The sequence below is a fragment of the Phenylobacterium aquaticum genome (assembly GCF_022695515.1).
Lineage (GTDB): Bacteria > Pseudomonadota > Alphaproteobacteria > Caulobacterales > Caulobacteraceae > Phenylobacterium > Phenylobacterium aquaticum.
In genome coordinates this window covers 236,595-259,673 of the sequence record NZ_JALDPT010000001.1, presented here as the reverse complement: position 1 = coordinate 259,673, position 23,079 = coordinate 236,595, and the positions used below count along the sequence as shown (strand labels likewise).

Sequence of the window (23,079 nt, the reverse complement as noted above, 5' to 3'; positions counted from 1 at the left end):
CGAGAGTGTGCCGATGAACCCCTTCAAACGACCCAATGATCGCTACGGCAGCTCCGCGCCGGTGGAGAGCCCATACCTGCGCGCCTCCCGAGAGTGGGACATGCGGATCGGCTCGGCCGTGGTGCAGGCCAAGAACTGGCGCATGGCGGCGTTTGGCGGGCTTGGTCTCGCCGCGCTCGCCCTGGGCGGTTTCATCTACGAGGCCAACAACACCAACATCGCTACCTATGTCGTGCCGATCGACCGCTACGCGCGGCCCGGTCGCATCGAGCTGGCCGGCCGCACCTATGAGCCGACGACGGCCGAGATCGGCTACTTCCTGGCGGACTGGGTGCGGCGGACGCGCTCGAAGAGCATCGACCCGATCGTCATCCGCGACAATTGGACGGGGGCCTATCACTTCGTGTCCGGTCCGGCGATCGGACAGCTGAACGCCTTCGCCAAGGCCAATGACCCCTTCGCCAATGCCGGCACCCAGGCGGTCAACGTGGAGATCGTGTCGGTCCTGCCGCGCAGCCCGCGCACCTACCAAGTCCAGTGGCGCGAGACGCAGTTCAACGCCGGGACCTCCGGCGTGACCGAGGCCTGGACGGGCCTGTTCACGACCAAGGTCGTGGCGCCGAAGAACGAGGCCGAGCTGAGGGCCAACCCGCTGGGGATCTACATCACCGAGTTTCAATGGAGCCGTGAGCTATGAGCGCCCTGTCCTCCAGACGGCTTTCCGCAGGCGCGGCGGCCGGCGTGCTCGTCTTGCTGGCGGTGTCGGCGGGCCCGTTGGCGGCCCAGACCGTCGCACCCCGCCCGGGGCCGACAGCGCTTTCCCGGCCCGTGGCTCCAGCGCCGGTCACCCTGGCCCAGGCGGCGCCGGCGCCGACCACTCGGCCGGCCCCGAAACGTCGGCCGCCGCCCCGCACCTATCCGCGGCCGACGGCCCTGACGACCGTCCAATCGGCCAACAGCAGCGCGCGCGACTACCCGCGGGCCGGCGCCTATGTGAACGCCGCGCTCTATTACGACTTCGAACCGGGACGGCTCTACACGGTCAACACCAGCCCGCGATTCCTGACCGCGATCACGCTCCGCCCTGGGGAAAAGCTCGTTTCGAAGGCGGCGGGCGACACCGTCCGTTGGGTGCTCGGGGAGACCGTTCAGGGATCCGGCGCGACCCAGCAGGTCATCGTGATGGTCAAGCCGATCCGCGGGTCGTTGCGCACCAACATCATCCTGACGACCGACCAGCGGACCTATCTGCTGGAGGCCGTCAGTCACGAGGGCGATACCTACACCAGCGTCATCGCCTGGAACTATCCGCAGGAGGAAGCCCGCGAGGCTCAGGCCGCCCAAGCCGCAGAGAGCCGAGGCATCGCCGCATCGGGCTTGGCTGTCGACTCGCTGCACTTTGGCTACCGCATCAAGGCGAACGGCTTCCGTGCGCCACGCTGGCAGCCGGTCCGCGTCTTTGACGACGGCCTGAAGACCTACATCCAGTTTCCGCGCGACATGGCCACGACCGAGGCCCCGCCGCTCTTCCTGATCGGCCCCGACAAACAGGCCCAGCTCGTCAACTACCGCTACCTCGGCGGCTACTATGTGGTGGACCGGCTGATCGACGTCGCCGAGCTGCGGCTTGGCGAGCGCAAGCAGACCGTTGTGCGCATTACCCGCACCGGCGAAGGGGGTGGTTCGTGAGCCACCTCCCGCCCGATCCACCGCTGACCTCGCACCCGCGCAAGGCCGCGCCGGAGAGCGTTCTGGCCGCCCCGCGCACACCGGTGACGCGCTGGAACCGCAAGTACCTGATCGCCGGCGCGACGGGGCTCGCTGGGATCGTGGCGTTAGGATTCTATCTTGGCTTCGGCGGCGCGCACGCACCGCAGGCGCGGCCCGACGCCATTTCTGACGCCGCCGACACCGGCCAGGTCCAGACGCCGGCGATCTCCACCAAGTACGCGGCCGGCTACGCCGACCCGGCGCTGCAGGCTCAAGCCCTGCCCGGGACGGCCGCCCTGCCCCCGCCTGAAGGCGCGCCCGGAGCCCTGCCTGCCGGAACCTCGCAGCCGCCCCCGCCGCCGGGCCAGGTTGATCCTGCCGTCCAGGCGGCCCGAGAGCAGGCCCTCGCCGCGCGGTCCTCAGGCCCGTTCTTTGGGGGACCGCCGTCGGCCGCGGCGCCGGCGGGCGATCTTGCCGCGCTCGCGCGCCCGATCGCCGCGTCCGCCGGGGGCGCAGGGGGCGCAGGGGAGCCGGCGGCCGCGGAGGTGCAGCCCGCGAACGGCCAGGCGGCCAAGCGCCAGTTCGCGGCTAACGCCCGGACGGACGACTACCTGACCAATCCGTTGCAGCCCGCGCTCAGCCCTTGGGAAGTGAAGGCGGGCAGCATCATCTCGGCCGCCCTGGTGACGGCGATCAATTCCGACCTTCCCGGACAGGTGATCGCCCAGGTCACCGAGCCGGTCTACGACCATCGGACCGGGCGCACGGTGCTGATCCCGCAGGGCTCGCGGTTGATCGGTCAGTACGACAGCCAGATCGCCTACGGCCAGAACCGGGCCCTGGTCGCCTGGAACCGGATCATCATGCCCGATGGCCGCTCGATCAACATCGGGTCGATGGCGGGCGCGGACCTGTCAGGGGCGGCCGGCCTTCAGGACAAGACCGATGGCCATTTCGGCCAGCTAGCGCGCGGCGTGCTCCTCTCGACGCTGTTCAGCGTGGGCGCCGCCGCCGCCCAGGACGCCGGCAATCGCAGCTCCGGCGCCCTGGTCATCAACTCGGCCGCCAGCGGCGTGTCCAATTCCGCCCAGCAGGTTGGCCAGCAGATCACCGGCCGCGACCTCAATCGCCAGCCGACCCTGCGCGTCCGGGCCGGCTGGCCCGTCCGCGTGCTCGTCAGCAAGGACATGATCCTCGCCCCTTATCCGTAAGCGTGAGTGTTGCGATGACCCCATCCGCAGAAAAACTCGGCCTCTTCCTGCCGGAAGGCCTCCACCAGGACATGCTCGACGCCGCCGAGCGCCTGAATACCCGCAAGAACCCGCGCGGCTGTGTGCGGCTGATCTACGAGCGCGCCTTCCGCGAGCTGGTCGAGGCCCTCGATGGCGGCGAGGCGGTGACCTTCCCCGCCGTCCGTGGCGCCAAGGACCGGGTCTCCGTCCGGCTGTCCAAACCGCTCTGCGGGCGGATCCGGCGGCAGGCCGGCGCCCTCAACCTCAAGCTCACCGACTTCGCCTTCACAGCGATCGACCGGTTCCTCCAGGCCACTCAAGGAGACGCCCATGACGCGCCCCGCCAAGACCGCCCTCGCCCTGGGCAAGATCGATCTCGAGGAGAAGACGACCGATCTGCGTTTGAAGCTGAAAGGCAAGCTCGCCGTGGATTTGGCTGACTACCAGCGGGCGTTCGCCCAGGCCAACGACCAGACCCTCGAGCTCGAGCAGCTGGTGCCCCACATCCTCGCGGCCTTCATCGACGGGGACAAAGGTTTCCAGGCGTGGCGCAAGGCGCAGCCTGCCCCGTCGTAGCGGCGCCTCGTCCGGGTTTTCACTACGGGTGGCGTGGCCGGACACGCCTAACCACAATCCCTAGCGGGCTGAGTCGCACCTCGGCGGACTCGTTTCCCGATCGGCGTCAACCGACCGAATCGGCCCTTTTTGGGCAAAAGGGTGCAATTCCAAGCCTTTAGGAATCGTCAGACTCACTGAACGCTATCGCCGACTGAGTCGCGTGGCGGACCTTCCGCGCGCGTCGGTCGCCTCAGAGGACTTCATCTTGACCTAGACGAGACCCCTAAACGGCGAGAGCCCCCCGTTGGCGCGGGAGGCTCTCGGAAATCGCAGGCGCCGTGTGGAAGCGGCTTGATTGATCGGGACCAGCCTAGGGCGCGCTTTTTGCGTCGTCAAGGCCCCGAACAGGAGACCTATGGTCTTTTGCCTGCCGGTTTCGCGCCCGTGAATCGGCCTCGTCCCAGAGGGAAGGGACGGCATGCGAACGGCTCTATCGGGCGACGACTGGCGACCAGGCTTCGCCAAGCGCGCCCCCAACTTTGATGCGGTCTGCGCACAGGCTCGCGCCTGGCGCTGGCAGCCCGGCGTCTCCGTCGCGCGGATCGCCGCGGCGGTGCTGAAGGGCACGCCCACGCTCACCGTGCAGCAGCGGATGACCCTGCTGCTCTATGTCGAGCACCTCAACCAGGACCGATTGGAGCAGGATGTCGCCACGGTGTGGCCGGGCACGAGCCTGATCGCCGACTATCTGGGCTGCACCGAGAGCAACGCCCGGGCCCACAGGCGCGCCCTCGAGGCCGCCGGCTTCATGGTGCGCGACTACACCCGCGCCAATCGGCCAGCCGGCGTGGAGGCCTATGACCTCGCTCCCCTCGTGGCGCGGCTGGATGAACTGGAGGCGGCGGATCTCGCCGTCCGCGAGGCCGCTCAGGCCCGCAGGGCCGCCTATTCCGAACCGGTCGTGTTCAGCGATAGAAATACCGCCCGGGCGCCAAGATTCACCCACCTAGAACAGTCCCATCAGAACGCCAGTTCTTCTGTACGAGGAAAGGACGCGCCTTCAGCGCGACACCATCCTGATCAGCGGCGACCTGCGGCCGCCGAACACGGAGAGGCTCAAAAATCCTCGGGCAAACCGCAGCGCACCCGGCAGGACAGCGCCATTTGCTCTCCGGAGGGAGCAAGCGGTTTCTCCAGCGCCTTCTCGGAGGGGTCCGCGCCTGCGGAAATGGTCCGCCAGGAGCTCAGGGCCGCCTTCCAGGTCTCTCCCCGCATCGCCGCGCTGGTGGGGCCTGCCGCGGTCGCCGACCCAGCCAGCGTGACGCCTGCCGACCTCGCGCGCGTGGCGGCGGCCGTCGACGATCTCTTGCCCGAACGCGAGCGCAACAACGACCAGACCTTTGCCTGGGCCCTGAAGCGGCATGGCGTGCGCGCGCTCGCCATGCTGGCGATCGCGATCGAGGACCCGGACGTTCGCAGCCCGTGCAAGTATTTCGGCCGGATGGCCTCCTACGAGCCACGGGGCGCGCCGGACCTGCGGCTCAACTTCGCTCGGGTGCTCAAGGCCAAGGGCGATATTCCGCCGCCCGAGCCGCCGCTGCCCTTGATGGCGGCGCCCGGCGCTGATGACCCCGTTTGGCGGAAAATCGATGAGCCCCTGCGCCGTCTGGTCCGCGAGGGCGCCTACGGCAGCTGGTTCAGCCGCGTCGGCTTCCATGGGATCGATGACGGGGTGCTGACCCTGTCGACCCTCAGCCAAATCGCCGCTGATCGGATCAAGCGCGACTATGTCGATGCGATCCTACACGCGGCCGAGGTCGCCGAGGTCTTCGTCGACCGGGTCATCGTTACCCTGCGCAAGGACCGGCGATGATCCGGCGGCTGGTTCTGTTCGTGATGGCGCTCGGCTTGGCGGCGGCCGCTCCGGCCGCGGTCAGAGCTTGATGACCTCACCGTCTTCTTTGACGAAGCGGGCGGGTTTGCGATCCATGACCTCGAGGACCTTTTCCGACGGGCGCGACAGGACCGCGCCCAGGGGCGTCACGACGATAGGCCGATTGACCAGGATCGGGTGCGCCAGCATTGCTTCAAGGACCGATTCGTCGCTGACGCCCAGCTCGAGCAGGCCCAGCTCTGCGGCGGGCGTGCCCTTCTCGCGCAGCAGGTCGCGCGGGGTGACGCCCATCTGGTTGATCAAGGTCTCCAGCTGTGGCCTGGTCCAGCCCGTCTTCAGATACTCGACGACCGTCGGCGCGTAGCCGGCGGCTTCGACGATCCCGATCGTGTTGCGTGAGGTGCCGCAAGCGGGATTGTGAAAGATGGTGATCGGGAAATCGGTCATGGCGGGCACCGTTTGCCGAAGAGCCAGCCAAAGAGCGTCGCCGCCATGGCGGCGCCGATCATCTGGCTGACGATGAAGAGGGGCACGCCGGCGGGGGCGATCCCGGCGAAGGTGTTGGACAGGCTACGCGCGAGGGTGACCGCCGGGTTGGCGAAGGACGTCGAGGCGGTGAACCAATAGGCCGCGGTGATGTAGAGCCCGACCATCAGCGGCGTGGCGTCCGGCCGAAAGCGGATCGACCCCAGAATGGTGGTGATCAGGCCAAAGGTGGCGACACCTTCGGAGAAGCCCTGGGCCGGCCCAGCGCGCAGCTTGGTCGAAATCTGCAGGATCGGCTCGTCAAACATCAGGTGCGCCGCCCAAACGCCAAGGACGGCGCCGAGCCCCTGCACGGCGATGTAGGCGGCGGCCACGGCCCAGGGGAGCTCCCTGCGGGCGGCGAACACCAGGGTCACCGCCGGATTGAAGTGGGCGCCGGACAGCGGCCCGAAGATGGTGATGAGAACCACCAGGCCCGCGCCGGTGGCCAGGGTGTTGCCCAGCAGCGCGATGGCGGTGTTCCCGCCGGCCAGGCGTTCGCCCATGATTCCGGATCCGACGACGATGGCCAGCAGCAGCGCCGACCCCAGCGCTTCGGCGACGAGGCGGCGGGTGAGGCTGAAAGGTTCGAGGGGCGGCTCTAGGCTAGGGTCCGGCACATCAACACCGCGGATTGAGGACATAGGTCGGAGACCTGACGGGTCGCCGTGACGGGCGCCGGCGCTTGCCCGCGATCGACGGCGACAAAGCCAAGGCCCGCGAAGAAAGCCTCCGCATCTGTCGTCAGGAGCCAGAGTCGGCGGACATGATATGTTGACGCCAGGCCGCCGAGGCGCGCGACGACGTCAGCGCCGAAGCCTCGGCCACGGCTGGCGGCGGGCACGACGACGGACCTCAGGAGCGCCTCGTCGCCAAGGGGCGTCAGCCCGGCGTAGGCGACATCGTGGCCGTCGGGGCAACGTAGCACATAGTAACGGCCGCCTTCGGCCAGGAGATCCGATGTCGGAAGGCCGGCGGAGGTGAGCGCCTGCTCGAACGCTTCGAAGGCCGCGCTCGCCGGCTCGAGGGGCGCCAGGGTCACGAGGCCGTTGACGCGGGTGCGTTCTGGGCCTTGCCGATCTCGTCCAGGCGCTTTTGCAGCGACAGCCGGTCAAGCGACGCCATCGGCAGGTTGATGAAGATGCCGATGCGGTTGTTGAGCATCCGGTGGGTGTCGGCGAAGGCCAATCCGATCTCCGCAGCGTTGCCGGTCGCGAGGGCCGGATCGGGCAGACCCCAATGGGCGCTCATCGGCTGGCCGGGCCAGATCGGACAGACCTCGCCGGCGGCGTTGTCGCAGACCGTGAATACGAAATCGAGCTCCGGCGCCTCGGGATTGGTGGTCCGGGAGAACTCGTCCCAGGGCTTGGAGCGAAAGCCGCTGGTGTCGTGATTGAACTTCTTCAGCAAGGCGAGCGCGTGGGCATTGACCTTACCCGTGGGCATGGACCCGGCCGAGTAGGCCCTGAACTTGCCGGCCCCGACCCGGTTCATGATGGCCTCGGCCATGATCGAACGGCATGAGTTGCCGGTGCACAGGAAGAGCACATTGTAGGGTTTCGACGGGCTCATCGGCAGACTCCGAGATCAGGCGTTGACGGAGGCGGGTACGCAACAGGCGGTGCGCGCCAGCACGTCGGCCAAGGGGGCGCAGATTTCCGGCGCGCCATTGCAGCAGTCCTCCATGAGGTAGCCGAGCAGACGGCTCATCTGGTCGTACTCGGCGCTGTAGATGATCGAGCGCCCCTCCCGGCGCGAGCAGATCAGGCCGGCGTGGCTAAGCACCTTCAGATTGGCCGATAGGCTGTTGGGCGCCGCCTCCAGCCGCCGAGCGATCTCGCCGGCCGCGAGTCCGTCGGGACCGGCCTGGACCAGCATGCGGAAGGTGGCCAGGCGACCTTCATGGGCCAGGGCCGACAGACTGGAGATCGCGGTTTTCAATTCCATATTTCAAACCTGGACGAAATATACGACAGACAAAAGACGCCGTTTGAAAGCCGAGTACCCATGATCGACCTACCCGCCCTGCAGCCGCAATTTCTCGCGCCGCCGGAGCTGCCGCGGCTCGAACCGGAACGCCGCGCCGCACACCCGCCGCGCATCCTGCTTCTCTATGGATCCTTGCGGGAACGCTCCTTCAGCCGGCTTCTGGTGGAGGAGGCGGCGCGCATCCTGCAGCGTCTGGGCGCCGAGACACGGGTCTTCGACCCCCGCGACCTGCCGCTGCCGGACGCTACCGCGCCAGATCACCCGAAGGTCCAGGAGCTCCGCGCCTTGTCGCTTTGGTCCGAGGGCCAGGTCTGGTGCAGCCCCGAACGCCATGGGGCGATCAGCGCGGTGATGAAGGCGCAGATCGACTGGATCCCCCTGGCGATAGGGAGCGTCCGGCCGACACAGGGGCGCACCTTAGCGGTGATGCAGGTGAGCGGCGGCTCGCAGTCGTTCAACGCGGTCAATACGCTGCGCCTGCTCGGCCGCTGGATGCGGATGATCACCATCCCCAACCAGTCCTCGGTCGCGAAGGCCTACCTGGAGTTCGAGGAGGATGGCCGGATGAAGCCGTCCGCCTACTACGACCGAGTGGTCGACGTGATGGAGGAGCTTATGAAGTTCACGCTCCTGACCCGCGACCGGGCCGACTACCTCGTCGACCGCTATAGCGAGCGGAAGGCCGATGGCCGCGTCGCGGCCGAGGCCGAACTCGCCGCGGCGGCGATGGCGCATGAGGGCGCCCAGGTGACAGGCGGGCCCTTGGTCGACGTCAGCTCGCGGTTGGTCCCTTGAAATCAGGGATTCCCTGGGGCTGACGGTCCGTCGACAGCGTGATGGGGCCGAAATAGCCGAAGTCGTCGCGGCACATGGCGATGGCGCGGGCGACGTCACGGTAGGTGCGGGGCTCGTCCGATTTGAACATGGCCAGGCGGTGCTCGCCCGAGCGGCCGGCCAGGCGCAGCCAGACGCTCCATTCGCCGGCTTCCGATTCGGTGAGCCGGACCTCCTTGATCGCGCCGCCGCGCTCCAGGAACCAATTGACGTTGCGGGCGCGGATCGGAAAGTCGGGGTTGGTCGCGACGACCCAGGCCTCCTCGCTGCGCGCGTCCGTCTCCGTGTCCCGTTCAGCCATCATCTGCTGCGGCAAAGCCTGCTCCCCTTGAATCGTGCTTAACCTGTCATAAAGGCACGGTTCTGTCGCGAGGCGGTTGGCCCCTGGACGCAAAGCCCGCCCGGTTTTGCCGGGCAGGCGTCGTAATTTTGAACGTCTTCGTTGAGACCTGTGCAGTGGGCCAACATCCGCGTGTGGGTTTGACGTGCGCGCGGGCGGGGGAGCGCCCTCCCCCTGAGTCGCAAAGGCGAGCCTTGAGCGCCTACCCCCTCCAGCGGGGGCGGTCCCCCGCAACGCCCCCTGTTGGCATGGCGGGACCGACCTGGCGGTGCGGCCGAAGGAGGGAGAAAGGGCGCCTCGGCGCGACCCTTGAGGGACAAAGGAGGTTGGCCATGTCCTTGAAACCCATCGTCCAGGCCCTGGGCGGCGATCTCTATGATCGCGGCATGCGGGCCAACATTCCCGCGCCGGGCCACAGCGCCGCCGACCGCTCGGTCTCGCTGCTGCTGCGGGAAGGCCGGGTGATCGTCCACACCTTCGGCGGCGGCGACTGGAAGGAGATCCTCGACTACCTGCGCGGCGAGGGCCTGGTCGACGCGCACAATGCGCCGACCAGCCTCTCCCAGTCGCGGCGGGCTCAGGCGGCCGCCGCAGGCGCGACCGGGCTCGAACGGCGCCAGGCCGCCTTGCGGATCTGGGAGGCGGGCCGGCCGCTGGCCGGCACCTTGTCGGCGCGTCATTGCGCCCAGCGGGGGATCAGCCGCCTCCTGCCCGGCCCGGAGGTGCTGCGCCACGGTGGCCAGACGCCCGTCTCGGCCTATGCCGAGAGCCGGCATCATCGGCCGGCCCTGCTGGCGGCGATCAGCGACAAGGACGGCGCGTTCACCGCCGTCGAGGTCACCTATCTGGCCCCGAACGCCCGTCGCGCGATCGACCTGCGCCTGAGCCGCAAGACCGTGGGGCCGTCGCCGGCCAGCTGCGCGGTCCGGCTCGATCCGGCCGCGCCGCAGTTGCTGGTCGGCGAGGGCCTGTTCACGACGCTCTCGGCCAGCGCGCGCTTTGGCCTGCCGGCCTGGGCGCTGATGTCGACCCGCAACCTACGCCGCTGGCGCCCGCCTGAGGGCGTGCGCGAGGTGTTGATCGCCGCCGATCGCGGCCTTGATGGCGAGGCGTCTGCCGAGCAGTTGCGGGCGGGCCTGGCGGCCGCCGGCCTGAAGGCCCGGGTCGCCCTGCCGCCGGTAGGATTTGGGGATTGGAACGAGGCCGAAGCCGCGGGGCTCTTCGATCCTGTCCGGGACCTGAGGGGCCAAAGGAGGGAGGAAGGGATGGGGCGGGTGCGCCCAGGGGCAGGATGACCCTCGCCCAGGCGCTGGAGCCTGACCCCGATGACCGACACCCAGACCGTCCCGGCCGCGACGCCGACCCCAATGACTTCGATCAAGGTCCGCCTCGGCGACCTTGGCCTTGCGCCGGAGAACCTCCGCTTCAAGGAGCCCGCCGACGACGGCGTGCCCCAGCTCGCCGACACCATCCTGGCCGCCGGCGTGGTGATCCCGCCGATCGTGCGGCCCGGCCGGAAGGGCGAGCAGCGCTACATGGCGCTGGACGGCCGTCGCCGGCGCTTCGGCCTGCTGCTGCTGGCCGAGCGCGGCGAGGTCACCGACGACTATGAGGTCGACTGCCTGCTGGCCGAGACCAAGGCCCAACAAGTGGCCGGCGTGATGCTGCCGGCGACCGAGCACGCTCCGGTTCACATCGCCGACGTGATCACCGCCATCGGCAAGCTGCGCAAGACCAAGCTGGACACCGGGGCCATCGCCGCGGCCCTGGGCTACGCCGAGCTGGAGATCAAGCGGTTGGAGGCCTTGGCGGCCGTCCATCCCAACGTGCTGAAGGCCTTGCGCGCCGGCAAGCTGACCTTGAAGCAGGTCCGCCTGTTCGCGCGCATCGGCGACAAGAAGCAGCAGGCCGAAATCGCCCAGACCGCGCTCGACGGCTATTTCCAGGACTACCAGCTGAAGGGCCTAGTGACCCGCGGCCGCGTCACGGTCGACGACCCGCGCTTCACCCTCGTGGGCATGGATCGTTACGTCGCCGCCGGCGGCCGGGTCAGCTCGGACCTGTTCGCCGAACTCCCCGACGCCCTGCTCGATCCGGAGATCCTGTCCGCGGCCTGGCGCGAGCGCGTTCAGCCCATCGTGGCGCATCTGCAGGCGGAGGGCCTGGCGGTCTATCTCGGTGACGACGGCGACTTCGGCGCGCCCGCGGGCTTTTCCCGCCTCCCCTATGTCTACCGTCCGGACTTGACCGAGGCGCAGACCACGGCGCTGAACGACGCCAACTACCGGGTCACGCAGCTGTCGTCCGACCTGCAGGACGTCGATCCGCAGGCGGACGATGCGCCCAGCGCCTTCGGCCCCCTGGTCAGCGCCATGGCCGCCGTCGCCGGGGCGCCGCTCAGCCGCTGCAAGATCGGCGCGGTGATCCTGTCGCCGGCCGGGTCGGACTACGGCTTCGCGGCGAGCTTCTACTCGGTCCCGCTGCCGGCGAGCGAGTTGCCGGAAGAGATCGAGGACGAGGAAGACGACGACGAGGGCGCCGAGGTCGGCGGCCGCTATGGCCGCGCCGTGGCCGACGTCGAGGTGCCGAAGGCCGATGTCGAGGTCGACGGCTCGAGCCACGTCTTCCACGAGACCCGCACCGACGTCGCCACGCGCGGCCTGATCCGCGATCTGGCCGACGATCCCGGCGCGGCGTTGACGGTGCTGGTGGCGCAGCTGTTCAAGCAACTGGCCCTGCACTCGTCCGGCGGCCTCGACGCCTCGGCGCTGCAGATCTCGGGCGTGCGTTACAGCCGCGGCTCGACCCCGCCGATCGCGGCTTTGGACGGCGAGGTGAAGGACCGCCTCGACGCCAAACGGGCGGCCTACAAGGCCTCGGGCTTGCGGCCGATCACCTGGGTCGAGACCCTGGCGCACGGGGAGAAGATGGCCCTGCTCGCTGAGCTGACCGCCATCTCCCTGAACCTGCGCGAGGCCCGCACCTCGATGATCCGCCACGGGGCCCGGGCCGAGGCGGCCGAGATCGCCGCGCTCTGCGGCGCCGACATCTCCGCCCACTGGACCCCGGACGCCGGCTATCTCGCCGTTCACTCCAAGAAGCAGCTCCTATCGCTGCTGGACGAGATGGAGGCCGAGGACGACCGGGCCAAGACGCTGAAGAAGGACGACCTGGTCGCCTTCGTCGGCGAGGCGGCCGCCGAGCGGCAGTGGGCCCCGGCCGCCCTGGCCTGGGATCGGGCCATCGAGGTCGAGGCGAGCGAGGGCGAGACCGAGGCGGACGGGCCCGTGGAGGCTCCGATGCAGAATGAGCCGGCGGTTCAGATCGCGGCCTGATCGCCCGCCCTGCAACAGCGGCGATAGCCCGGCCACGCGCCGGGCTATCGTTATGAGCCCTCGCCGGTTCACGCCTGATCAGAGCAGAACGGATCTTCGAGGGTCCTGACCCCCGTGTCGGCGTCGCCGGCTAATGGGCCGCCGCGCGACCGATCTTCGCCGAGATCTCCGCCCACCTCTCCAAGATGTCCCCTTGTGTGGGCTCGACCTCGGCCGTCACACGCGCCAGGTTCCCCAAATGGCGATTGAACTCGCCTTTCGGCAGGACCTCGCGTCCCTCCAGCAGCATGCCGATCAGAGCGATCGCCAGTCCTGTCGCGTGGACCAGGTCGCTGTTGTCTGTCTCAACCATGGGGGCCTCTGACCGTGGGGCTCGCCGCCTCGGGACGTGACAAGCTTCGGCTCCATACTGGCGCCAGCGCGGCCGCGACGGCGATAGGTAACCCTACCCGCTCCCCATAGGTGGGTCTGGACCGCCGGCGTTCGTCAAATCTCTTCGGAAAGCACCTGGGGTCGCCACTGGCGAACCAGGTCCTCGAATTCAGATCGGAAGCTGAAGGCGCTGGGATAGACCTTGTTACGGGCGACGAAGCCGAACAGCGTCACCAGGTCCTCGCGCAAGGCCTCGTCCAATCCCCAGGCCTCGGTCAGGTCGAATCCGCCGAGATCGCCGGCGTTCCACCAGGCCAGGAGGAAATTAGCAACGTAGCGGGCCTGGTGCGTGTCCGCCCGGGCCACCTCCAGAAGGCGCTCCAGCGCCGCCCAAACGGCCGACGGCATCATTGGAGTCACGTTGCCCATGTCGTTCTCCTTCACGCCCCCAGGAGCTGACGAACAGTCGCCAAAGGCAGGAACAGCCGTAGCGGCCGAGACGGCAGAGGCTGGAATCCATAGCTCTCATAGAGCAGCTTGCGGCGGGTGACCTGTTCGGCGTCGCCGTCGTCGAGCACGTCCAGGATCACCACGGCGATCCCGATGGCGTCGGCCGCCTGGGCGATGCGGCTGAGCGCATCGACGAGCAGGTCGCCGCCGTAGCCGTGACCTTGGTGACGGGCGTCAACGCCGATCATTGAGATGTACGCGGCGGGGATGGCGCCATGCCCAGGGCGGGTCCGCGCGTACTTCGTCGGCAGCTCCGCATAGTCGATCGCATGGGCGTTGAGGGCGTAGAAGCCGATCAGCGCCCCTGACGGGTCGGTCATCGCGTAGAGGCGAAGGTTGTCGGCGCGAGCCAGCTTGTTCGCGGTCTTCTTCAGGAAGTTGTCGACCTGGTCGACGCCGCTGGCGAAGGCCGCGCGGTCGTGACGGTCGGGATCAAAGGGCTCGATCCGGGTTGAGGTCCGCGCGGCGGGCCTCACCGGGACTCGACGGTCGTCCGGTGCCGGGCGACGGCCGCCTTCAACTTCGCTGTCGGCGCCGGCGGTTGGTCCAGGGCGGCGAAGAAGGCGGCGTGATCGACCGGCTGCAGCACGGTGCGCTCGTGCGCGGCGATCGTCTCGAGCGCCGATCGGTAGGCGGCGTTCATCGTGAAGACGGAATCGTCCACCCCCGAGAGCGCGGCAGCCCGCTGGATGACCTGTTTGATCCTCGGCTTGATGCGGAAGTTCATCCGCTCGGTGCTCGGTTCGTCGACCGCCTTGATGCGGTCCTGGAAGGCGGACATGGGTGTTGCTCCTGCATGAAATATGTACGTCTTAAGGACGTACACGTCAAGGTCTCGGCGGGCCTGAAGGCGGGCTGAACGGCCTGACCCCGCCGTTGGAGGGAGAGGAAGGGGGCGGACGGGCGAGCCCGTCGGGTCTGGAGGGAGGAGCCCTCCGCGGCGGGTGACCTGGATCCCTGCCCATGAACGCCCTGCTTCCCCTGTTCGCCGCCGATGTCGGCGACCACAAGGCCGCCAACCTTTTGGCCGCCGCCCGCGCCCTGACCCCCCAGCTCAATCGATCCCGTCCGCTGGACCGCAAGCTGGTGGCCAACGTCATGACCATGGCCTTCGGCGCCTCGGACGCCGAGGGCGCCTGGCTCTGGCGCGACGCCTACGACGCCATCGAGGCGGCCCTGGTGCTGCAGATCCGCCGTCTGGCGCCGCAGGTCGGCCGCCTGGAGGACGCGCCGGCCGAAATCGTCGCCCTCCTGACCAACCTCGCCGAGCTCAGCCTGACCCACACGCGCCGCAGCGAGGAGCAGGTGGCGCTGGACCAGTTCTCCACCCCGCCCCAGCTCGGCGCCCTGGCGGTGCTCGCCGCCCAGGTCCGTCCGGGCGACCAGGTGCTGGAGCCCTCGGCCGGCAGCGGCCTCCTGGCTATCCTGGCCGAGGCTTGCGGCGGCGCCCTGACTCTTAATGAGCTGGCCGCCGGCCGCGCGGGGCTGCTGGACGGCCTCTTCCCGCTCGCGGCCCGCAGCCAGCAGGACGCCCGCCACCTGCGCGACACCCTGCCCGGGTCTGGCGGCTTCCACGCTGTGCTCGCCAACCCGCCGTTCCAGCACCTGGAGGCGCACCTGCACGCGGCCCTGGACTGCCTGGCCGATGGCGGCCGGTTGTCGGCGATCGTCCCGGCGCGCCTGTTCGAGGACGCGACGGCGCTGCGCGCCCTGGCCGCCCGGGGTCCTATCCGCCTGCGGCTGGCCTTCCCGGCCCGCGCCTACGCCAAGCATGGCACCTCGGTCGAGACGGGTCTGCTGGTGATTGACCGTGGCGCGCCCGGCGGTGAGATCCCGGCTGTCGTCGTGGCCGACACCTTGGCCGACGCCGCCCAGGCGGCCGCGTCCATCGAGGCCCGAGCGACCGCGCAACCGCGCCAGTTACGCACGGTCTCCCAGGTCTCCGTCCTGGCGCCTCGCGCCCGTGCCTTGGCCGCGCCGTCGAACCGGCTGGCCTTCCTCGCCGCGTCGGCGCCCCTCGCCTATGAGGCCTGCGCCTGGTCGGGCGAAGGGCACGACGTCGGCCTCTACCAGGCCTATGCGCTGGGCCGCATCCGCTTCGCCGCCTCGCGCCCGCACCCCTCCCCGCTCGTGGAATCCGGGCCGATGGCCTCGGTGGCGCCCCCGGCGCCGACCTATCGCCCGATCCTGCCGGTGCGCATCACCGACGACGCCCTGGTGTCGGACGCCCAGATGGAGACGGTGATCTATGCCGGCGAGGCCCACGCCCAGGTCCTGCCGGGCTCGTGGATCCTCGGCGACGCCCCGCACCAGGTGATCTTGGTCAAGGACGATCTTCCCGGTGCGGTCCAGTTCCGCAAAGGCTTCTTCCTCGGCGACGGCACCGGCTGTGGGAAGGGCCGGGAGATCGCCGGCGTCATCGCCGACAACCTGGCCCAGGGCCGCTCGCGCGCGGTCTGGCTGTCGAAGAACGACGCCCTGCTCGAAGACGCCCGGCGCGACTGGAGCGCCATCGGCGGGGCCAACGGCGACATCACCCCGCAATCGGCCTGGAAACAGGCCGACGCCATCCGCATGGACCGGGGCATTCTGTTCTCGACCTACGCCACCCTGCGCCAGCCGGCGCGGGGCGATCGGCGCTCGCGCCTGGATCAGATCGTTGACTGGCTGGGCGCGGACTTCGACGGGGTGATCGTCTTCGATGAGGCCCACGCCATGGCCAACGCCGCCGGCGGCGGCAAGGGCGCGCGTGGGACGAAGAAGGCCTCGCAGCAGGGCGTGGCCGGGCTGGCCCTGCAGAACCGCCTGCCCAATGCGCGGATCCTCTACGTTTCGGCGACCGGGGCGACCACGCCGGAGAACCTGGCCTATGCCGCGCGCCTGGGCCTCTGGGGTGGGCCGGAAGCGCCCTTCCCCACCCGCGACGCCTTCATGGATGCGGTCGAGACCGGCGGCGTGGCGGTGATGGAGCTGATCGCGCGCGAGCTGAAGGCCATGGGCCTCTACATCGCCCGCTCGCTGTCGTTCGATGGCGTCGAATATGAGGCGCTGCGTCATCCGCTCTCGGAGGAGGATATCGCCATCTGGGACGCCTGGGCCGACGCCTACCAGTTGATTCACCAGAACCTGCGCGCCGCGTTGGAGGCGGTCGGCGTGACCGAGGACGGCAAGGCCAGGTCCGGCCTGGCCGCCTCGGCCGCCATGTCGGCGTTCGAAGGCTGCAAGCAGCGCTTCTTCGGTCACCTGCTGTCCGGCCTGAAGTCCCCCTCCCTCGTGGCCTCGATCCGGCAGGACCTTGCGGCGGGCCGTTGCTCGGTCGTGCAGATTGTCTCGACCAACGAGGCGGTGATGGAACGCCGCCTGGCGGAGATCCCGGCCGAGGAGTGGAACAACCTCGCCGTCGACCTGACGCCGAAGGACCAGGTGCTCGACTATCTGATGGGCGCCTTTCCGGTGATGGCGATGGACGCCATCGAGGATGAAGAGGGCGCGGTCACCATGGTCCCGGTGATGGTCGACGGCGTGCCCGTCGTCAGCCAGGAGGCCCTGCGCCTACGCGACGAGCTGGTCACGCACCTGGCCTGCCTGCCGGCGGTCCCGGGCGTGCTGGATGCGGTCCTCGACGCGCTCGGCACCGAGATCGTGGCCGAGATCACCGGCCGCAGCCGCCGGGTCGTGCGGCGCGACGGCCGCCGCGTGGTGGAACGGCGCAGCGCCTCTGCGGCCAAGGCCGAGACCGACGCCTTCATGGCCGGCAAGAAGCGGATGCTGGTGTTCTCCGACGCCGGCGGCACGGGCCGCAGCTACCACGCAGACCTCGGGGCGGCGAACCAGCAGCGCCGGGTCCACTATCTGGTCGAGCCCGGATGGCGGGCCGACGCGGCGATCCAGGGCCTGGGCCGCTCGCACCGGACCAACCAGGCCGTGGCGCCGCTGTTCCGGCCGGTGACCACGGACATCCACGGCGAGAAGCGGTTCACGTCGACGATCGCGCGGCGGCTGGACAGCCTGGGCGCCTTGACCCGCGGCGAGCGGCGGACGGCCGGCAACGGCCTCTTCCGCGCCGAGGACAACCTCGAAAGCCCCTGGGCGCACCGGGCGCTGCAGGCCTTCTACATCGGCCTGCACTTCGGCAACGTCGAGGCGATGGACCGGGAAACCTTCGAGGCCAAGACCGGCCTGCGGCTGCTCGACCATGAGGGCAACCTCAGGAAGTCCGACGACATGCCGCCGATGAACACCTTCCTGAACCGGCTGCTCGCCTTGCGGATCGCCGACCAGAACAGCCTGTTCGCCGCCTTCGACGCGATCCTCACCTCGATCCTGGAACGGGCCCAGGCGTCCGGCGCCCTGGACCGGGGCATGGAAGACATCGTCGCCGACGATGTGGTGATCTCGGACGAGGAGGTGATCCGCACCGACGCGGTCACCGGCGCGGAGACCCGGCTGACCCGCTTCCAGGTCCGCACCGCGCGCCAGCTGACTTCGGCCGAGGAGGCCCTGGCGGGGCTCGAGCGGGACGGGGTGATCTTCGCCGTCAACAGCAAGTCCGGCCGCGCCGCCCTCGTGGTCCAGGGCTTGACCACGACCAATGACGACGACCGGCTGATCCCCGCCGTGCGCCTGATCCGCCCGGAGAAGCGCTCGATCGCCTCCCTGAAGGGGTTCGAGGAATCGGCGTGGGAGGACGCCGGCGAGGCGGCCTGGCGCGCGGCGTGGGACGCCGAGATCGCCCAGGCGGACCCGTGGGTGGCCCGCGACCTGGTGCTGGTCTCGGGGCTGTTGCTGCCGATCTGGTCGAGCCTGCCGGACAAGGCGACCTCGGTCCGCCGCCTGAAGGCGCCGGACGGCCGGCGCTGGCTGGGCCGGGTGCTTGATCCGGGACAGGTCCCGCAGCTGAAGGTGGCGCTGGGGCTCACCGATACCGCCAGCGCCTTCGCCGATGGCGCGGCGACCGCGCCGCTCGTTCTGGAGGAGGGCGCCTCGCTCTCGCTGGCGGGCGGGCTGTGGCTGCGGCGGGCCAAAGTGATGGATCGCTACCGGATCGAGGTGGTCGGGGCGGCCTCGCAGCGCTCGGCGTTCACGGCGCTGGGCTGCTTCGTCGAGATCATCTCCTACACGCCGCGGGTGTTCGTGCCCGTCGACCAACCGGATGTACTGACGACGGTCCTGGCCAAGTGGCCGGTGCAGACGGTGCTGCCGAAGGCGGCGTAGGCCGGGCCTCGAGCGGCCTGAAACGAAGCGCCCCGCCCGGTTCTGCCGGGCGGGGCTTTCTCGTCAGGCGGGGTCCGCAAGCGTGGGCTCGGGGCGGTCCAGCGCCGTCAGGGTCTGGCCGGGTGCGGTCACGACGACCTTGGAGAAGAACCGCTCGACGCCATCCTTGTCGGTGTAGCGGTCGTGGCGGATCTCGCCCTGGACCAAGACCTTGGCCCCGGTCGGCAGGCCCTTGGTGGCCAGCCAGTTCACGGTCGCCGGGGTCCAGATCTCCACCTGGTGCCAGGTGGGGTAGTCCTTCCGCTCGCCCTTGGCCTTGCTGTAGCGGCTGGTGCAGACCCGCAGCGTGGCGACTTGCTTGCCCGAGGTCGTGGTGCGGATTTCCGGCTCGGCGCCGGTGAAACCGATGAGTTGGGCTTCGTTCAGCATCGTCGTTCTCCTTCTTCCGTCCGGAAGGGCCCGGGCGGCCCGCGGTCCCTGCCGCGATCACGCCCCCGTCCAGGCCGGGGATCAGCGCAAGGGGTGACGTCCGGGCGGGCTGGAAACCGGTCTGCAGCGCCTTTCGCGAAGACTGGAGGGTCCGGCCCGGCCGCCTCGCTGGCGAGGTCGGCTTCACCCCTGCGCGGGCCCGGCCCAGGGTTGCGAGATTGATCGCGGGGGACCGCGCGCCGCCGCCGTTTTGGGGTTCGGAAGGCGCGACGATGCGCAACGTCCCTGCCGTCGGCGGCGAACGCGCCGGCGAGGGCGAACCGGACCCGCCGGCTCGGAGACCTGCCGGGTCAAATCCGGCGCTCTGTGGGGAAAGGGGGAGGAAGGGCGCGCCGGGCGAGCCGGCCGGGAATGGTTCCAGGGCCGGCGCGATCCGGAGGCCGCAGTGCCAAATCCAACCGCTCGCTCACCTGTCCTGGCCGCTTGGGGCGCAGGCGTCGATTCCACCGCCATGCTGGTCGAGCTGATCGAACGGGGTGAACCCGTCGACCAGGTCCTGTTCGCCGACGTGGGCGCCGAGAAGACCGAGACGATGGACTTCGTGCCGATCTTCCGCGCCTGGCTCGCCGCCCGCGGCGTGCCTTCCGAGGTGGTCCGGTACACGCCGAAAACCTTCAAGAACTGGCCGCCCTACCGGACGTTGACCGAGAATCTCCTCACCAACGGCACCCTGCCTGGAATCGCGTTCGGTCGTGGCACGTGCTCGCAAAAATGGAAGGCAGCGCCGCAACACGCCTGGGCCCAGGCGTGGCCGCCTGCGCGCGAGGCCTGGGCTGCGGGCCGCAAAGTGGTCAAGCTGATCGGCTTCGACGCCGGAGCGGCCGACGATCGCCGCTATCGGGTCGCGGCCGCCATCGACGATCCCCTCTACGAGCATCGTTATCCCCTGAGGGAGTGGGGCTGGACCCGCCCGGACAGCATCCGCCGCATCCGCCGCGCCGGCTTGCCGGTCCCGCCCAAGAGCGCCTGCTTCTTCTGCACGGCGGCGCGGCCGCAGGAGGTGCGGACGCTGCCGGTCCTTCAGCTCCGGCAGATCGTCCTGATCGAGGCCCGCGCGCAACCCCGGCTGCGCAACGTCGAGGGACTCTGGCGCAAGGCGGTGAAAGGCGCGCGGGGGGCCGAGCCTCGCCCTGGATCCATGACCGCCTTCATTCGTCAGGAACGGCTGCTGGACGTGGCGGAAATCGACGGGATCGTCGAGACGGCGCCGCGCGCCCTCTTGCGCTGGCAGGACGCGGTCGCTCAAGCCCAAATGGCTCGGCCCGAGATGGGCCGATGGATGACCGTATTCGACGCCTTTGCCGGTCGTGTCGACCGGCTGGACGGGGCGCCGGGGCTCTATGACGGCCTGGGGGACGCGCCATGAGCCCGCTCGATCCCGGGGGGTACGACCGGGTGGTGGTCGCCTTCAGCGGCGGCAAGGATAGCCTGGCCGCCCTTCTCCACCTGCTCGATCTCGGCGTGCGGATCGAGCGCATCGAGCTCCACCATCACGAGGTCGACGGACCCAGCGACACCTATATGGACTGGCCGATTACGCCCGCCTACGTCGCCGCCGTGGCGGCGCACCTTGGGCTACCCCTCTATCGGTCGTGGCGGGAGGGCGGGTTCCGCCGGGAGATGGACCGCGACGGCACGCCGACGGCGCCGGTATTGTTCGACACGCCGGACGGGCGGCTCGGTCGCGCCGGCGGCGCCGGGCCCGCCGGGGTTCGCGGCCGATTTCCACAGGTCTCGGCGGACCTTTCGGTGCGCTGGTGCAGCCCGGCCCTCAAGATCGACGTGCTGGCCGCCGCGATCCGGGGCCAGGCGCGCTTCGAGACCGGCTGCACGCTGGTGGTGACCGGCGAGCGGGCCGAGGAGAGCCCGGCTCGCGCGCGATACCGCCCCTTCGAACGGCATCGCACAAGCTGCGGCCGGCGCACGGTTGACCATTGGCGCCCGCTGCTCGCCTGGAACGAGGCGAGCGTGTGGGCGCGCATCGGGGCGGCGGCGCTTCGACCGCACCCGGCCTACAGCCTGGGCTGGTCTAGGCTTAGCTGCCGCTGCTGCATCTTCGGCTCCCCGGCGCAGTGGGCGACAATCCGCGCCCTCTACCCGGCGGCGTTCGCCGTGATCGCCGACCGAGAGGCTCGAACCGGACGCACCATCCAACATCGCGCCAGCGTCGTGGCGCTCGCCGATCGCGCGCTCCCCTACCCCGCCGCTCTAGCGCAGCTCGAGCTGGCGGCAATGGCGGCGGGGCGCGAGTGGACCCTTCCGGTTATCGAGCCCAACTGGTCCTTGCCCGCCGGGGCGTTTGGCGAAGCGGCGGGCCCGACGTGAAAGCGGGAGGAAGGGACGCGCCGGGCGAGCCGGCCGAGGAATGGGTCCTGGGCCGGCGCTGGATCTGGCCATGTTGTACCCCTTCCCACCGATCGTGGGATCCTCCTCGCCCTGGGGACCGATCCAACACCTGACCCCCTTGGGACCGGACGCCGTCGCGGTCTCGACCGCGTCGCACGGCGGCATCCGCGTCTCGCTGACCGCGCTGTCCCGGATCCCCGAACAGCTCCAGGCGACCGCCCACAGCGGCGCCGGCTGGTTTGAGGAGGACTGCGACTGGGCGATCCCTTACCTGGCCCTCGGCCTCGACGGCTTCGAGCCCGACGCCGCGCGGGCCGCCGAGGTGTGGGCCGCGGCCGTCCACACCGTGAAGCGCTACCACCCGCAGCACGCGGCGTTGCTCGGCGTGCATGGCGACCCCGGGGGCCGCCCCCATGGCTGAGCAGCGAGATCTGTTCACGCCCGGCGTGGCAGAGGCCGCGCCGATCGGCGCCTTCACGGCCGGCGAAGGGCGCGAGGACCTGCAGGGACGGTTCGCCGCCTTCGGCCTCGCCAGCCTGGACGAGGGCGACACCCTGGCGCTGGTACTCGAGCGTTGCTTGGCGCCGGGCGCCGACACCCTAGCCGCCGCCGACGCGCTGTTGGCGCGTTTTGGCGGCATCGGCCGGGTGCTCGGCGCGGCCGAAGGCGACCTGTCGCAAGTGATCGGCCGGCCAGCGGCTCAGCAACTCGGCCTGCTGCATGCGCTCTTGCTCCGCGCGCTGGAACACCCCCTGCGCCGGCGCCCGGTCCTGACCTCGAGCGAGGCGGTGCGGACCTACCTGCGCGCGCGCCTCGCCGCCTTGCCCCGCGAGGTCTTCCACGTCCTGTTCCTCGACAAGAAGAACCAGCTGATCGCCGACGAGCGGATGGCGGAGGGCACCGTCGACCATGCGCCGGTCTATCCGCGCGAGGTCGTGCGCCGGGCGCTGGAGCTGTCCGCCAGCGCGATCGTGCTCGCCCATAACCACCCCTCCGGCGACCCGACCCCGTCACGCGCCGACATCGAGATGACCCAGCAGGTGGTGGCGGCGGCCCGCGCGCTGCAGATCGGCGTCCACGACCATCTCGTGGTCGCGGGTGACCAGGTGGCCAGCCTGCGGGCCCTGGGGCTGATGTAACGGCCGAAGTGCGGGAGGGGGAGGAAGGGCGGGTCCGGGTGCGCTCGATGGGAGCGCATCTGGAGGAATTCCGATGTCTGAATCCGGCTGGTCCGAGACCCGCGTCACCACCCTCTCCCAGCTCTGGCTCGACGGCCTGTCGGCGTCGCAGATCGCCAAGCAGCTGGGCGGCGTCACCCGCAACGCCGTCATCGGCAAGGTCCATCGCCTGGGGCTGAGCGGGCGGGCGGCGGCCTCCGCGCCGTCCCGCGCGCCGAGACCCGCGACGCCTCGGCCCAAGCGGCCGCGCCGGGTCGCCATGGCGGGCCCTGCCGTTCGCAAGCCGCCCGCCCGGCTGCCCGCCCAGGATTACGCGCCGGCGCCCGAGGGCGCGGGGCTGATCGGGGACATGGCCCTCCTGGGCGCCCACGCCTGCAAGTGGCCGATCGGCGATCCCAAGAGCCCCGATTTCAGCTTCTGCGGCCGCCACGCCGACGGCCGCTATTGCGCCGGGCATGAACAGACGGGCGTGCGGCCTGGGACAGCCTGGCGCGCCGATCGTGATCCGATCGTCAGGCGCGCTCTGGCCGGCCTGCTCTGATCCTCCTGCCAC

26 protein-coding genes are annotated in these 23,079 nt (G+C 70.0%); 14 read left to right on the top strand and 12 right to left on the bottom strand.

The window, feature by feature from the left end; all coding sequences use genetic code 11:
• Window positions 1-13: 13 nt before the first annotated feature.
• The 3 genes from trbF to MQH10_RS01180 are packed head-to-tail and all read left to right on the top strand — an operon-like array spanning window position 14 to window position 2,921.
• Window positions 14-697, top strand: a complete 684-nt coding sequence (gene trbF / locus MQH10_RS01190) for a conjugal transfer protein TrbF (RefSeq protein WP_242562244.1) — start codon at window positions 14-16, stop codon at window positions 695-697.
• Window positions 694-1,689, top strand: coding sequence for a P-type conjugative transfer protein TrbG (gene trbG / locus MQH10_RS01185; RefSeq protein WP_242562243.1), 996 nt, complete (start codon window positions 694-696; stop codon window positions 1,687-1,689). Before trbF ends, trbG begins: the two co-directional genes overlap by 4 nt.
• Complete coding sequence (locus MQH10_RS01180) at window positions 1,686-2,921, top strand: TraB/TrbI/VirB10 family type IV secretion system protein (protein ID WP_242562242.1); 1,236 nt, start codon at window positions 1,686-1,688, stop codon at window positions 2,919-2,921. Before trbG ends, MQH10_RS01180 begins: the two co-directional genes overlap by 4 nt.
• Here the strand turns inward: MQH10_RS01180 and MQH10_RS01175 are convergent.
• A complete protein-coding gene (locus MQH10_RS01175) occupies window positions 2,912-3,274 on the bottom strand; it encodes a hypothetical protein (protein ID WP_242562241.1) in 363 nt (120 codons plus the stop codon). The genes MQH10_RS01180 and MQH10_RS01175 overlap by 10 nt on opposite strands.
• Between MQH10_RS01175 and MQH10_RS01170 the strand changes: the two genes are divergently transcribed.
• Both MQH10_RS01170 and MQH10_RS01165 read left to right on the top strand, forming a co-directional pair.
• The gene (locus MQH10_RS01170; protein WP_242562240.1) at window positions 3,273-3,518 is read left to right on the top strand and encodes a DUF2274 domain-containing protein; all 246 of its coding nucleotides are present in this window, start codon (window positions 3,273-3,275) and stop codon (window positions 3,516-3,518) included. The two genes, MQH10_RS01175 and MQH10_RS01170, sit on opposite strands and share 2 nt — an antisense overlap.
• A 460-nt stretch (window positions 3,519-3,978) precedes the next feature.
• Complete coding sequence (locus MQH10_RS01165) at window positions 3,979-5,373, top strand: DnaA N-terminal domain-containing protein (protein WP_242562239.1); 1,395 nt, start codon at window positions 3,979-3,981, stop codon at window positions 5,371-5,373.
• Window positions 5,374-5,433: 60 nt separating this feature from the next.
• On the opposite strand, the gene arsC is transcribed toward MQH10_RS01165, so the two are convergent.
• Genes arsC through MQH10_RS01140 form a run of 5 tightly spaced genes read right to left on the bottom strand, consistent with a single transcriptional unit; the run spans window position 5,434 to window position 7,866 of the window.
• On the bottom strand, window positions 5,434-5,841 hold the full coding sequence (arsC, locus tag MQH10_RS01160; RefSeq protein WP_242562238.1) for an arsenate reductase (glutaredoxin): 408 nt from the start codon (window positions 5,839-5,841) through the stop codon (window positions 5,434-5,436).
• Window positions 5,838-6,563 (bottom strand): MIP/aquaporin family protein, encoded by a 726-nt coding sequence (locus MQH10_RS01155; protein ID WP_242562237.1) that lies wholly within the window; start codon window positions 6,561-6,563, stop codon window positions 5,838-5,840. Before MQH10_RS01155 ends, arsC begins: the two co-directional genes overlap by 4 nt.
• Entirely contained in the window at window positions 6,521-6,961 is a 441-nt protein-coding gene (gene arsN2 / locus MQH10_RS01150) for an arsenic resistance N-acetyltransferase ArsN2 (RefSeq protein ID WP_242562236.1), read from the bottom strand. The genes MQH10_RS01155 and arsN2 overlap by 43 nt, the downstream gene beginning before the upstream one ends.
• Window positions 6,958-7,491, bottom strand: a complete 534-nt coding sequence (locus MQH10_RS01145; RefSeq protein ID WP_242562235.1) for an arsenate reductase ArsC — start codon at window positions 7,489-7,491, stop codon at window positions 6,958-6,960. The genes arsN2 and MQH10_RS01145 overlap by 4 nt, the downstream gene beginning before the upstream one ends.
• 15 nt (window positions 7,492-7,506) lie before the next feature.
• Window positions 7,507-7,866, bottom strand: coding sequence for an ArsR/SmtB family transcription factor (locus MQH10_RS01140; RefSeq protein ID WP_242562234.1), 360 nt, complete (start codon window positions 7,864-7,866; stop codon window positions 7,507-7,509).
• A 60-nt stretch (window positions 7,867-7,926) separates the two neighbouring features.
• Here MQH10_RS01140 and arsH point away from each other — a divergent pair, with 60 nt between their 5' ends.
• Window positions 7,927-8,703 (top strand): arsenical resistance protein ArsH, encoded by a 777-nt coding sequence (gene arsH / locus MQH10_RS01135; protein WP_242562233.1) that lies wholly within the window; start codon window positions 7,927-7,929, stop codon window positions 8,701-8,703.
• Here the strand turns inward: arsH and MQH10_RS01130 are convergent.
• Window positions 8,681-9,043, bottom strand: a complete 363-nt coding sequence (locus MQH10_RS01130; RefSeq protein ID WP_242562232.1) for a hypothetical protein — start codon at window positions 9,041-9,043, stop codon at window positions 8,681-8,683. The two genes, arsH and MQH10_RS01130, sit on opposite strands and share 23 nt — an antisense overlap.
• A gap of 371 nt (window positions 9,044-9,414) precedes the next feature.
• On the opposite strand from MQH10_RS01130, the gene MQH10_RS01125 reads away from it, so the two are divergent.
• Both MQH10_RS01125 and MQH10_RS01120 read left to right on the top strand, forming a co-directional pair.
• Window positions 9,415-10,377, top strand: a complete 963-nt coding sequence (locus tag MQH10_RS01125) for a DUF7146 domain-containing protein (RefSeq protein WP_242562231.1) — start codon at window positions 9,415-9,417, stop codon at window positions 10,375-10,377.
• A gap of 30 nt (window positions 10,378-10,407) precedes the next feature.
• Window positions 10,408-12,417 carry a ParB/RepB/Spo0J family partition protein gene (locus MQH10_RS01120; RefSeq protein WP_242562230.1) on the top strand — a complete coding sequence of 670 codons (2,010 nt, stop codon included), beginning with the start codon at window positions 10,408-10,410 and terminating at the stop codon, window positions 12,415-12,417.
• Window positions 12,418-12,547: 130 nt separating this feature from the next.
• Here MQH10_RS01120 and MQH10_RS01115 read toward each other — a convergent pair whose 3' ends face one another.
• From MQH10_RS01115 to MQH10_RS01100, 4 genes are all read right to left on the bottom strand, one after another.
• Window positions 12,548-12,769, bottom strand: a complete 222-nt coding sequence (locus tag MQH10_RS01115) for a hypothetical protein (protein ID WP_242562229.1) — start codon at window positions 12,767-12,769, stop codon at window positions 12,548-12,550.
• Between the two features lie 134 nt (window positions 12,770-12,903).
• Complete coding sequence (locus MQH10_RS01110; RefSeq protein ID WP_242562228.1) at window positions 12,904-13,218, bottom strand: DUF7673 family protein; 315 nt, start codon at window positions 13,216-13,218, stop codon at window positions 12,904-12,906.
• An 11-nt stretch (window positions 13,219-13,229) separates the two neighbouring features.
• Complete coding sequence (locus tag MQH10_RS01105; protein ID WP_242562227.1) at window positions 13,230-13,775, bottom strand: GNAT family N-acetyltransferase; 546 nt, start codon at window positions 13,773-13,775, stop codon at window positions 13,230-13,232.
• Window positions 13,772-14,080, bottom strand: coding sequence for a type II toxin-antitoxin system TacA family antitoxin (locus MQH10_RS01100; protein WP_242562226.1), 309 nt, complete (start codon window positions 14,078-14,080; stop codon window positions 13,772-13,774). The genes MQH10_RS01105 and MQH10_RS01100 overlap by 4 nt, the downstream gene beginning before the upstream one ends.
• A gap of 182 nt (window positions 14,081-14,262) precedes the next feature.
• Here MQH10_RS01100 and MQH10_RS01095 point away from each other — a divergent pair, with 182 nt between their 5' ends.
• Window positions 14,263-18,513 (top strand): bifunctional class I SAM-dependent methyltransferase/DEAD/DEAH box helicase, encoded by a 4,251-nt coding sequence (locus tag MQH10_RS01095; protein WP_242562225.1) that lies wholly within the window; start codon window positions 14,263-14,265, stop codon window positions 18,511-18,513.
• Between the two features lie 63 nt (window positions 18,514-18,576).
• Here the strand turns inward: MQH10_RS01095 and MQH10_RS01090 are convergent, their stop codons facing one another.
• Window positions 18,577-18,942, bottom strand: coding sequence for a single-stranded DNA-binding protein (locus MQH10_RS01090; protein ID WP_242562224.1), 366 nt, complete (start codon window positions 18,940-18,942; stop codon window positions 18,577-18,579).
• A gap of 511 nt (window positions 18,943-19,453) precedes the next feature.
• Here MQH10_RS01090 and MQH10_RS01085 point away from each other — a divergent pair.
• The 5 genes from MQH10_RS01085 to MQH10_RS01065 all read left to right on the top strand — a co-directional run bounded on the left by MQH10_RS01085 (window position 19,454) and on the right by MQH10_RS01065 (window position 23,067).
• A complete protein-coding gene (locus MQH10_RS01085; protein WP_242562223.1) occupies window positions 19,454-20,368 on the top strand; it encodes a hypothetical protein in 915 nt (304 codons plus the stop codon).
• A complete protein-coding gene (locus tag MQH10_RS01080; RefSeq protein WP_242562222.1) occupies window positions 20,365-21,327 on the top strand; it encodes a phosphoadenosine phosphosulfate reductase domain-containing protein in 963 nt (320 codons plus the stop codon). The genes MQH10_RS01085 and MQH10_RS01080 overlap by 4 nt, the downstream gene beginning before the upstream one ends.
• A 70-nt stretch (window positions 21,328-21,397) precedes the next feature.
• Window positions 21,398-21,769, top strand: coding sequence for a DUF7007 domain-containing protein (locus MQH10_RS01075; protein WP_242562221.1), 372 nt, complete (start codon window positions 21,398-21,400; stop codon window positions 21,767-21,769).
• Window positions 21,762-22,487 (top strand): RadC family protein, encoded by a 726-nt coding sequence (gene radC / locus MQH10_RS01070; RefSeq protein ID WP_242562220.1) that lies wholly within the window; start codon window positions 21,762-21,764, stop codon window positions 22,485-22,487. Before MQH10_RS01075 ends, radC begins: the two co-directional genes overlap by 8 nt.
• Before the next feature lie 73 nt (window positions 22,488-22,560).
• A complete protein-coding gene (locus MQH10_RS01065) occupies window positions 22,561-23,067 on the top strand; it encodes a GcrA family cell cycle regulator (RefSeq protein ID WP_272886627.1) in 507 nt (168 codons plus the stop codon).
• Window positions 23,068-23,079: the final 12 nt, after the last annotated feature.

Excerpts from the sequence above, each read along its gene's own strand:
- MQH10_RS01095 (WP_242562225.1), top strand. The coding sequence starts at position 14,263 with ATGAACGCCCTGCTTCCCCTGTTCGCCGCCGATGTCGGCGACCACAAG.
- trbG (WP_242562243.1), top strand. The coding sequence starts at position 694 with ATGAGCGCCCTGTCCTCCAGACGGCTTTCCGCAGGCGCGGCGGCCGGC.
- MQH10_RS01140 (WP_242562234.1), bottom strand. The coding sequence starts at position 7,866 with ATGGAATTGAAAACCGCGATCTCCAGTCTGTCGGCCCTGGCCCATGAA.
- MQH10_RS01115 (WP_242562229.1), bottom strand. The coding sequence starts at position 12,769 with ATGGTTGAGACAGACAACAGCGACCTGGTCCACGCGACAGGACTGGCG.
- MQH10_RS01145 (WP_242562235.1), bottom strand. The coding sequence starts at position 7,491 with ATGAGCCCGTCGAAACCCTACAATGTGCTCTTCCTGTGCACCGGCAAC.
- radC (WP_242562220.1), top strand. The coding sequence starts at position 21,762 with ATGGCTGAGCAGCGAGATCTGTTCACGCCCGGCGTGGCAGAGGCCGCG.
- MQH10_RS01090 (WP_242562224.1), bottom strand. The coding sequence starts at position 18,942 with ATGCTGAACGAAGCCCAACTCATCGGTTTCACCGGCGCCGAGCCGGAA.
- MQH10_RS01125 (WP_242562231.1), top strand. The coding sequence starts at position 9,415 with ATGTCCTTGAAACCCATCGTCCAGGCCCTGGGCGGCGATCTCTATGAT.
- MQH10_RS01130 (WP_242562232.1), bottom strand. The coding sequence starts at position 9,043 with ATGGCTGAACGGGACACGGAGACGGACGCGCGCAGCGAGGAGGCCTGG.
- arsC (WP_242562238.1), bottom strand. The coding sequence starts at position 5,841 with ATGACCGATTTCCCGATCACCATCTTTCACAATCCCGCTTGCGGCACC.
- trbF (WP_242562244.1), top strand. The coding sequence starts at position 14 with ATGAACCCCTTCAAACGACCCAATGATCGCTACGGCAGCTCCGCGCCG.
- MQH10_RS01110 (WP_242562228.1), bottom strand. The coding sequence starts at position 13,218 with ATGGGCAACGTGACTCCAATGATGCCGTCGGCCGTTTGGGCGGCGCTG.
- MQH10_RS01100 (WP_242562226.1), bottom strand. The coding sequence starts at position 14,080 with ATGTCCGCCTTCCAGGACCGCATCAAGGCGGTCGACGAACCGAGCACC.
- MQH10_RS01170 (WP_242562240.1), top strand. The coding sequence starts at position 3,273 with ATGACGCGCCCCGCCAAGACCGCCCTCGCCCTGGGCAAGATCGATCTC.
- MQH10_RS01120 (WP_242562230.1), top strand. The coding sequence starts at position 10,408 with ATGACCGACACCCAGACCGTCCCGGCCGCGACGCCGACCCCAATGACT.
- MQH10_RS01085 (WP_242562223.1), top strand. The coding sequence starts at position 19,454 with ATGCTGGTCGAGCTGATCGAACGGGGTGAACCCGTCGACCAGGTCCTG.
- MQH10_RS01165 (WP_242562239.1), top strand. The coding sequence starts at position 3,979 with ATGCGAACGGCTCTATCGGGCGACGACTGGCGACCAGGCTTCGCCAAG.
- MQH10_RS01075 (WP_242562221.1), top strand. The coding sequence starts at position 21,398 with ATGTTGTACCCCTTCCCACCGATCGTGGGATCCTCCTCGCCCTGGGGA.
- MQH10_RS01175 (WP_242562241.1), bottom strand. The coding sequence starts at position 3,274 with ATGGGCGTCTCCTTGAGTGGCCTGGAGGAACCGGTCGATCGCTGTGAA.
- MQH10_RS01155 (WP_242562237.1), bottom strand. The coding sequence starts at position 6,563 with ATGTCCTCAATCCGCGGTGTTGATGTGCCGGACCCTAGCCTAGAGCCG.
- MQH10_RS01080 (WP_242562222.1), top strand. The coding sequence starts at position 20,365 with ATGAGCCCGCTCGATCCCGGGGGGTACGACCGGGTGGTGGTCGCCTTC.
- MQH10_RS01065 (WP_272886627.1), top strand. The coding sequence starts at position 22,561 with ATGTCTGAATCCGGCTGGTCCGAGACCCGCGTCACCACCCTCTCCCAG.
- arsH (WP_242562233.1), top strand. The coding sequence starts at position 7,927 with ATGATCGACCTACCCGCCCTGCAGCCGCAATTTCTCGCGCCGCCGGAG.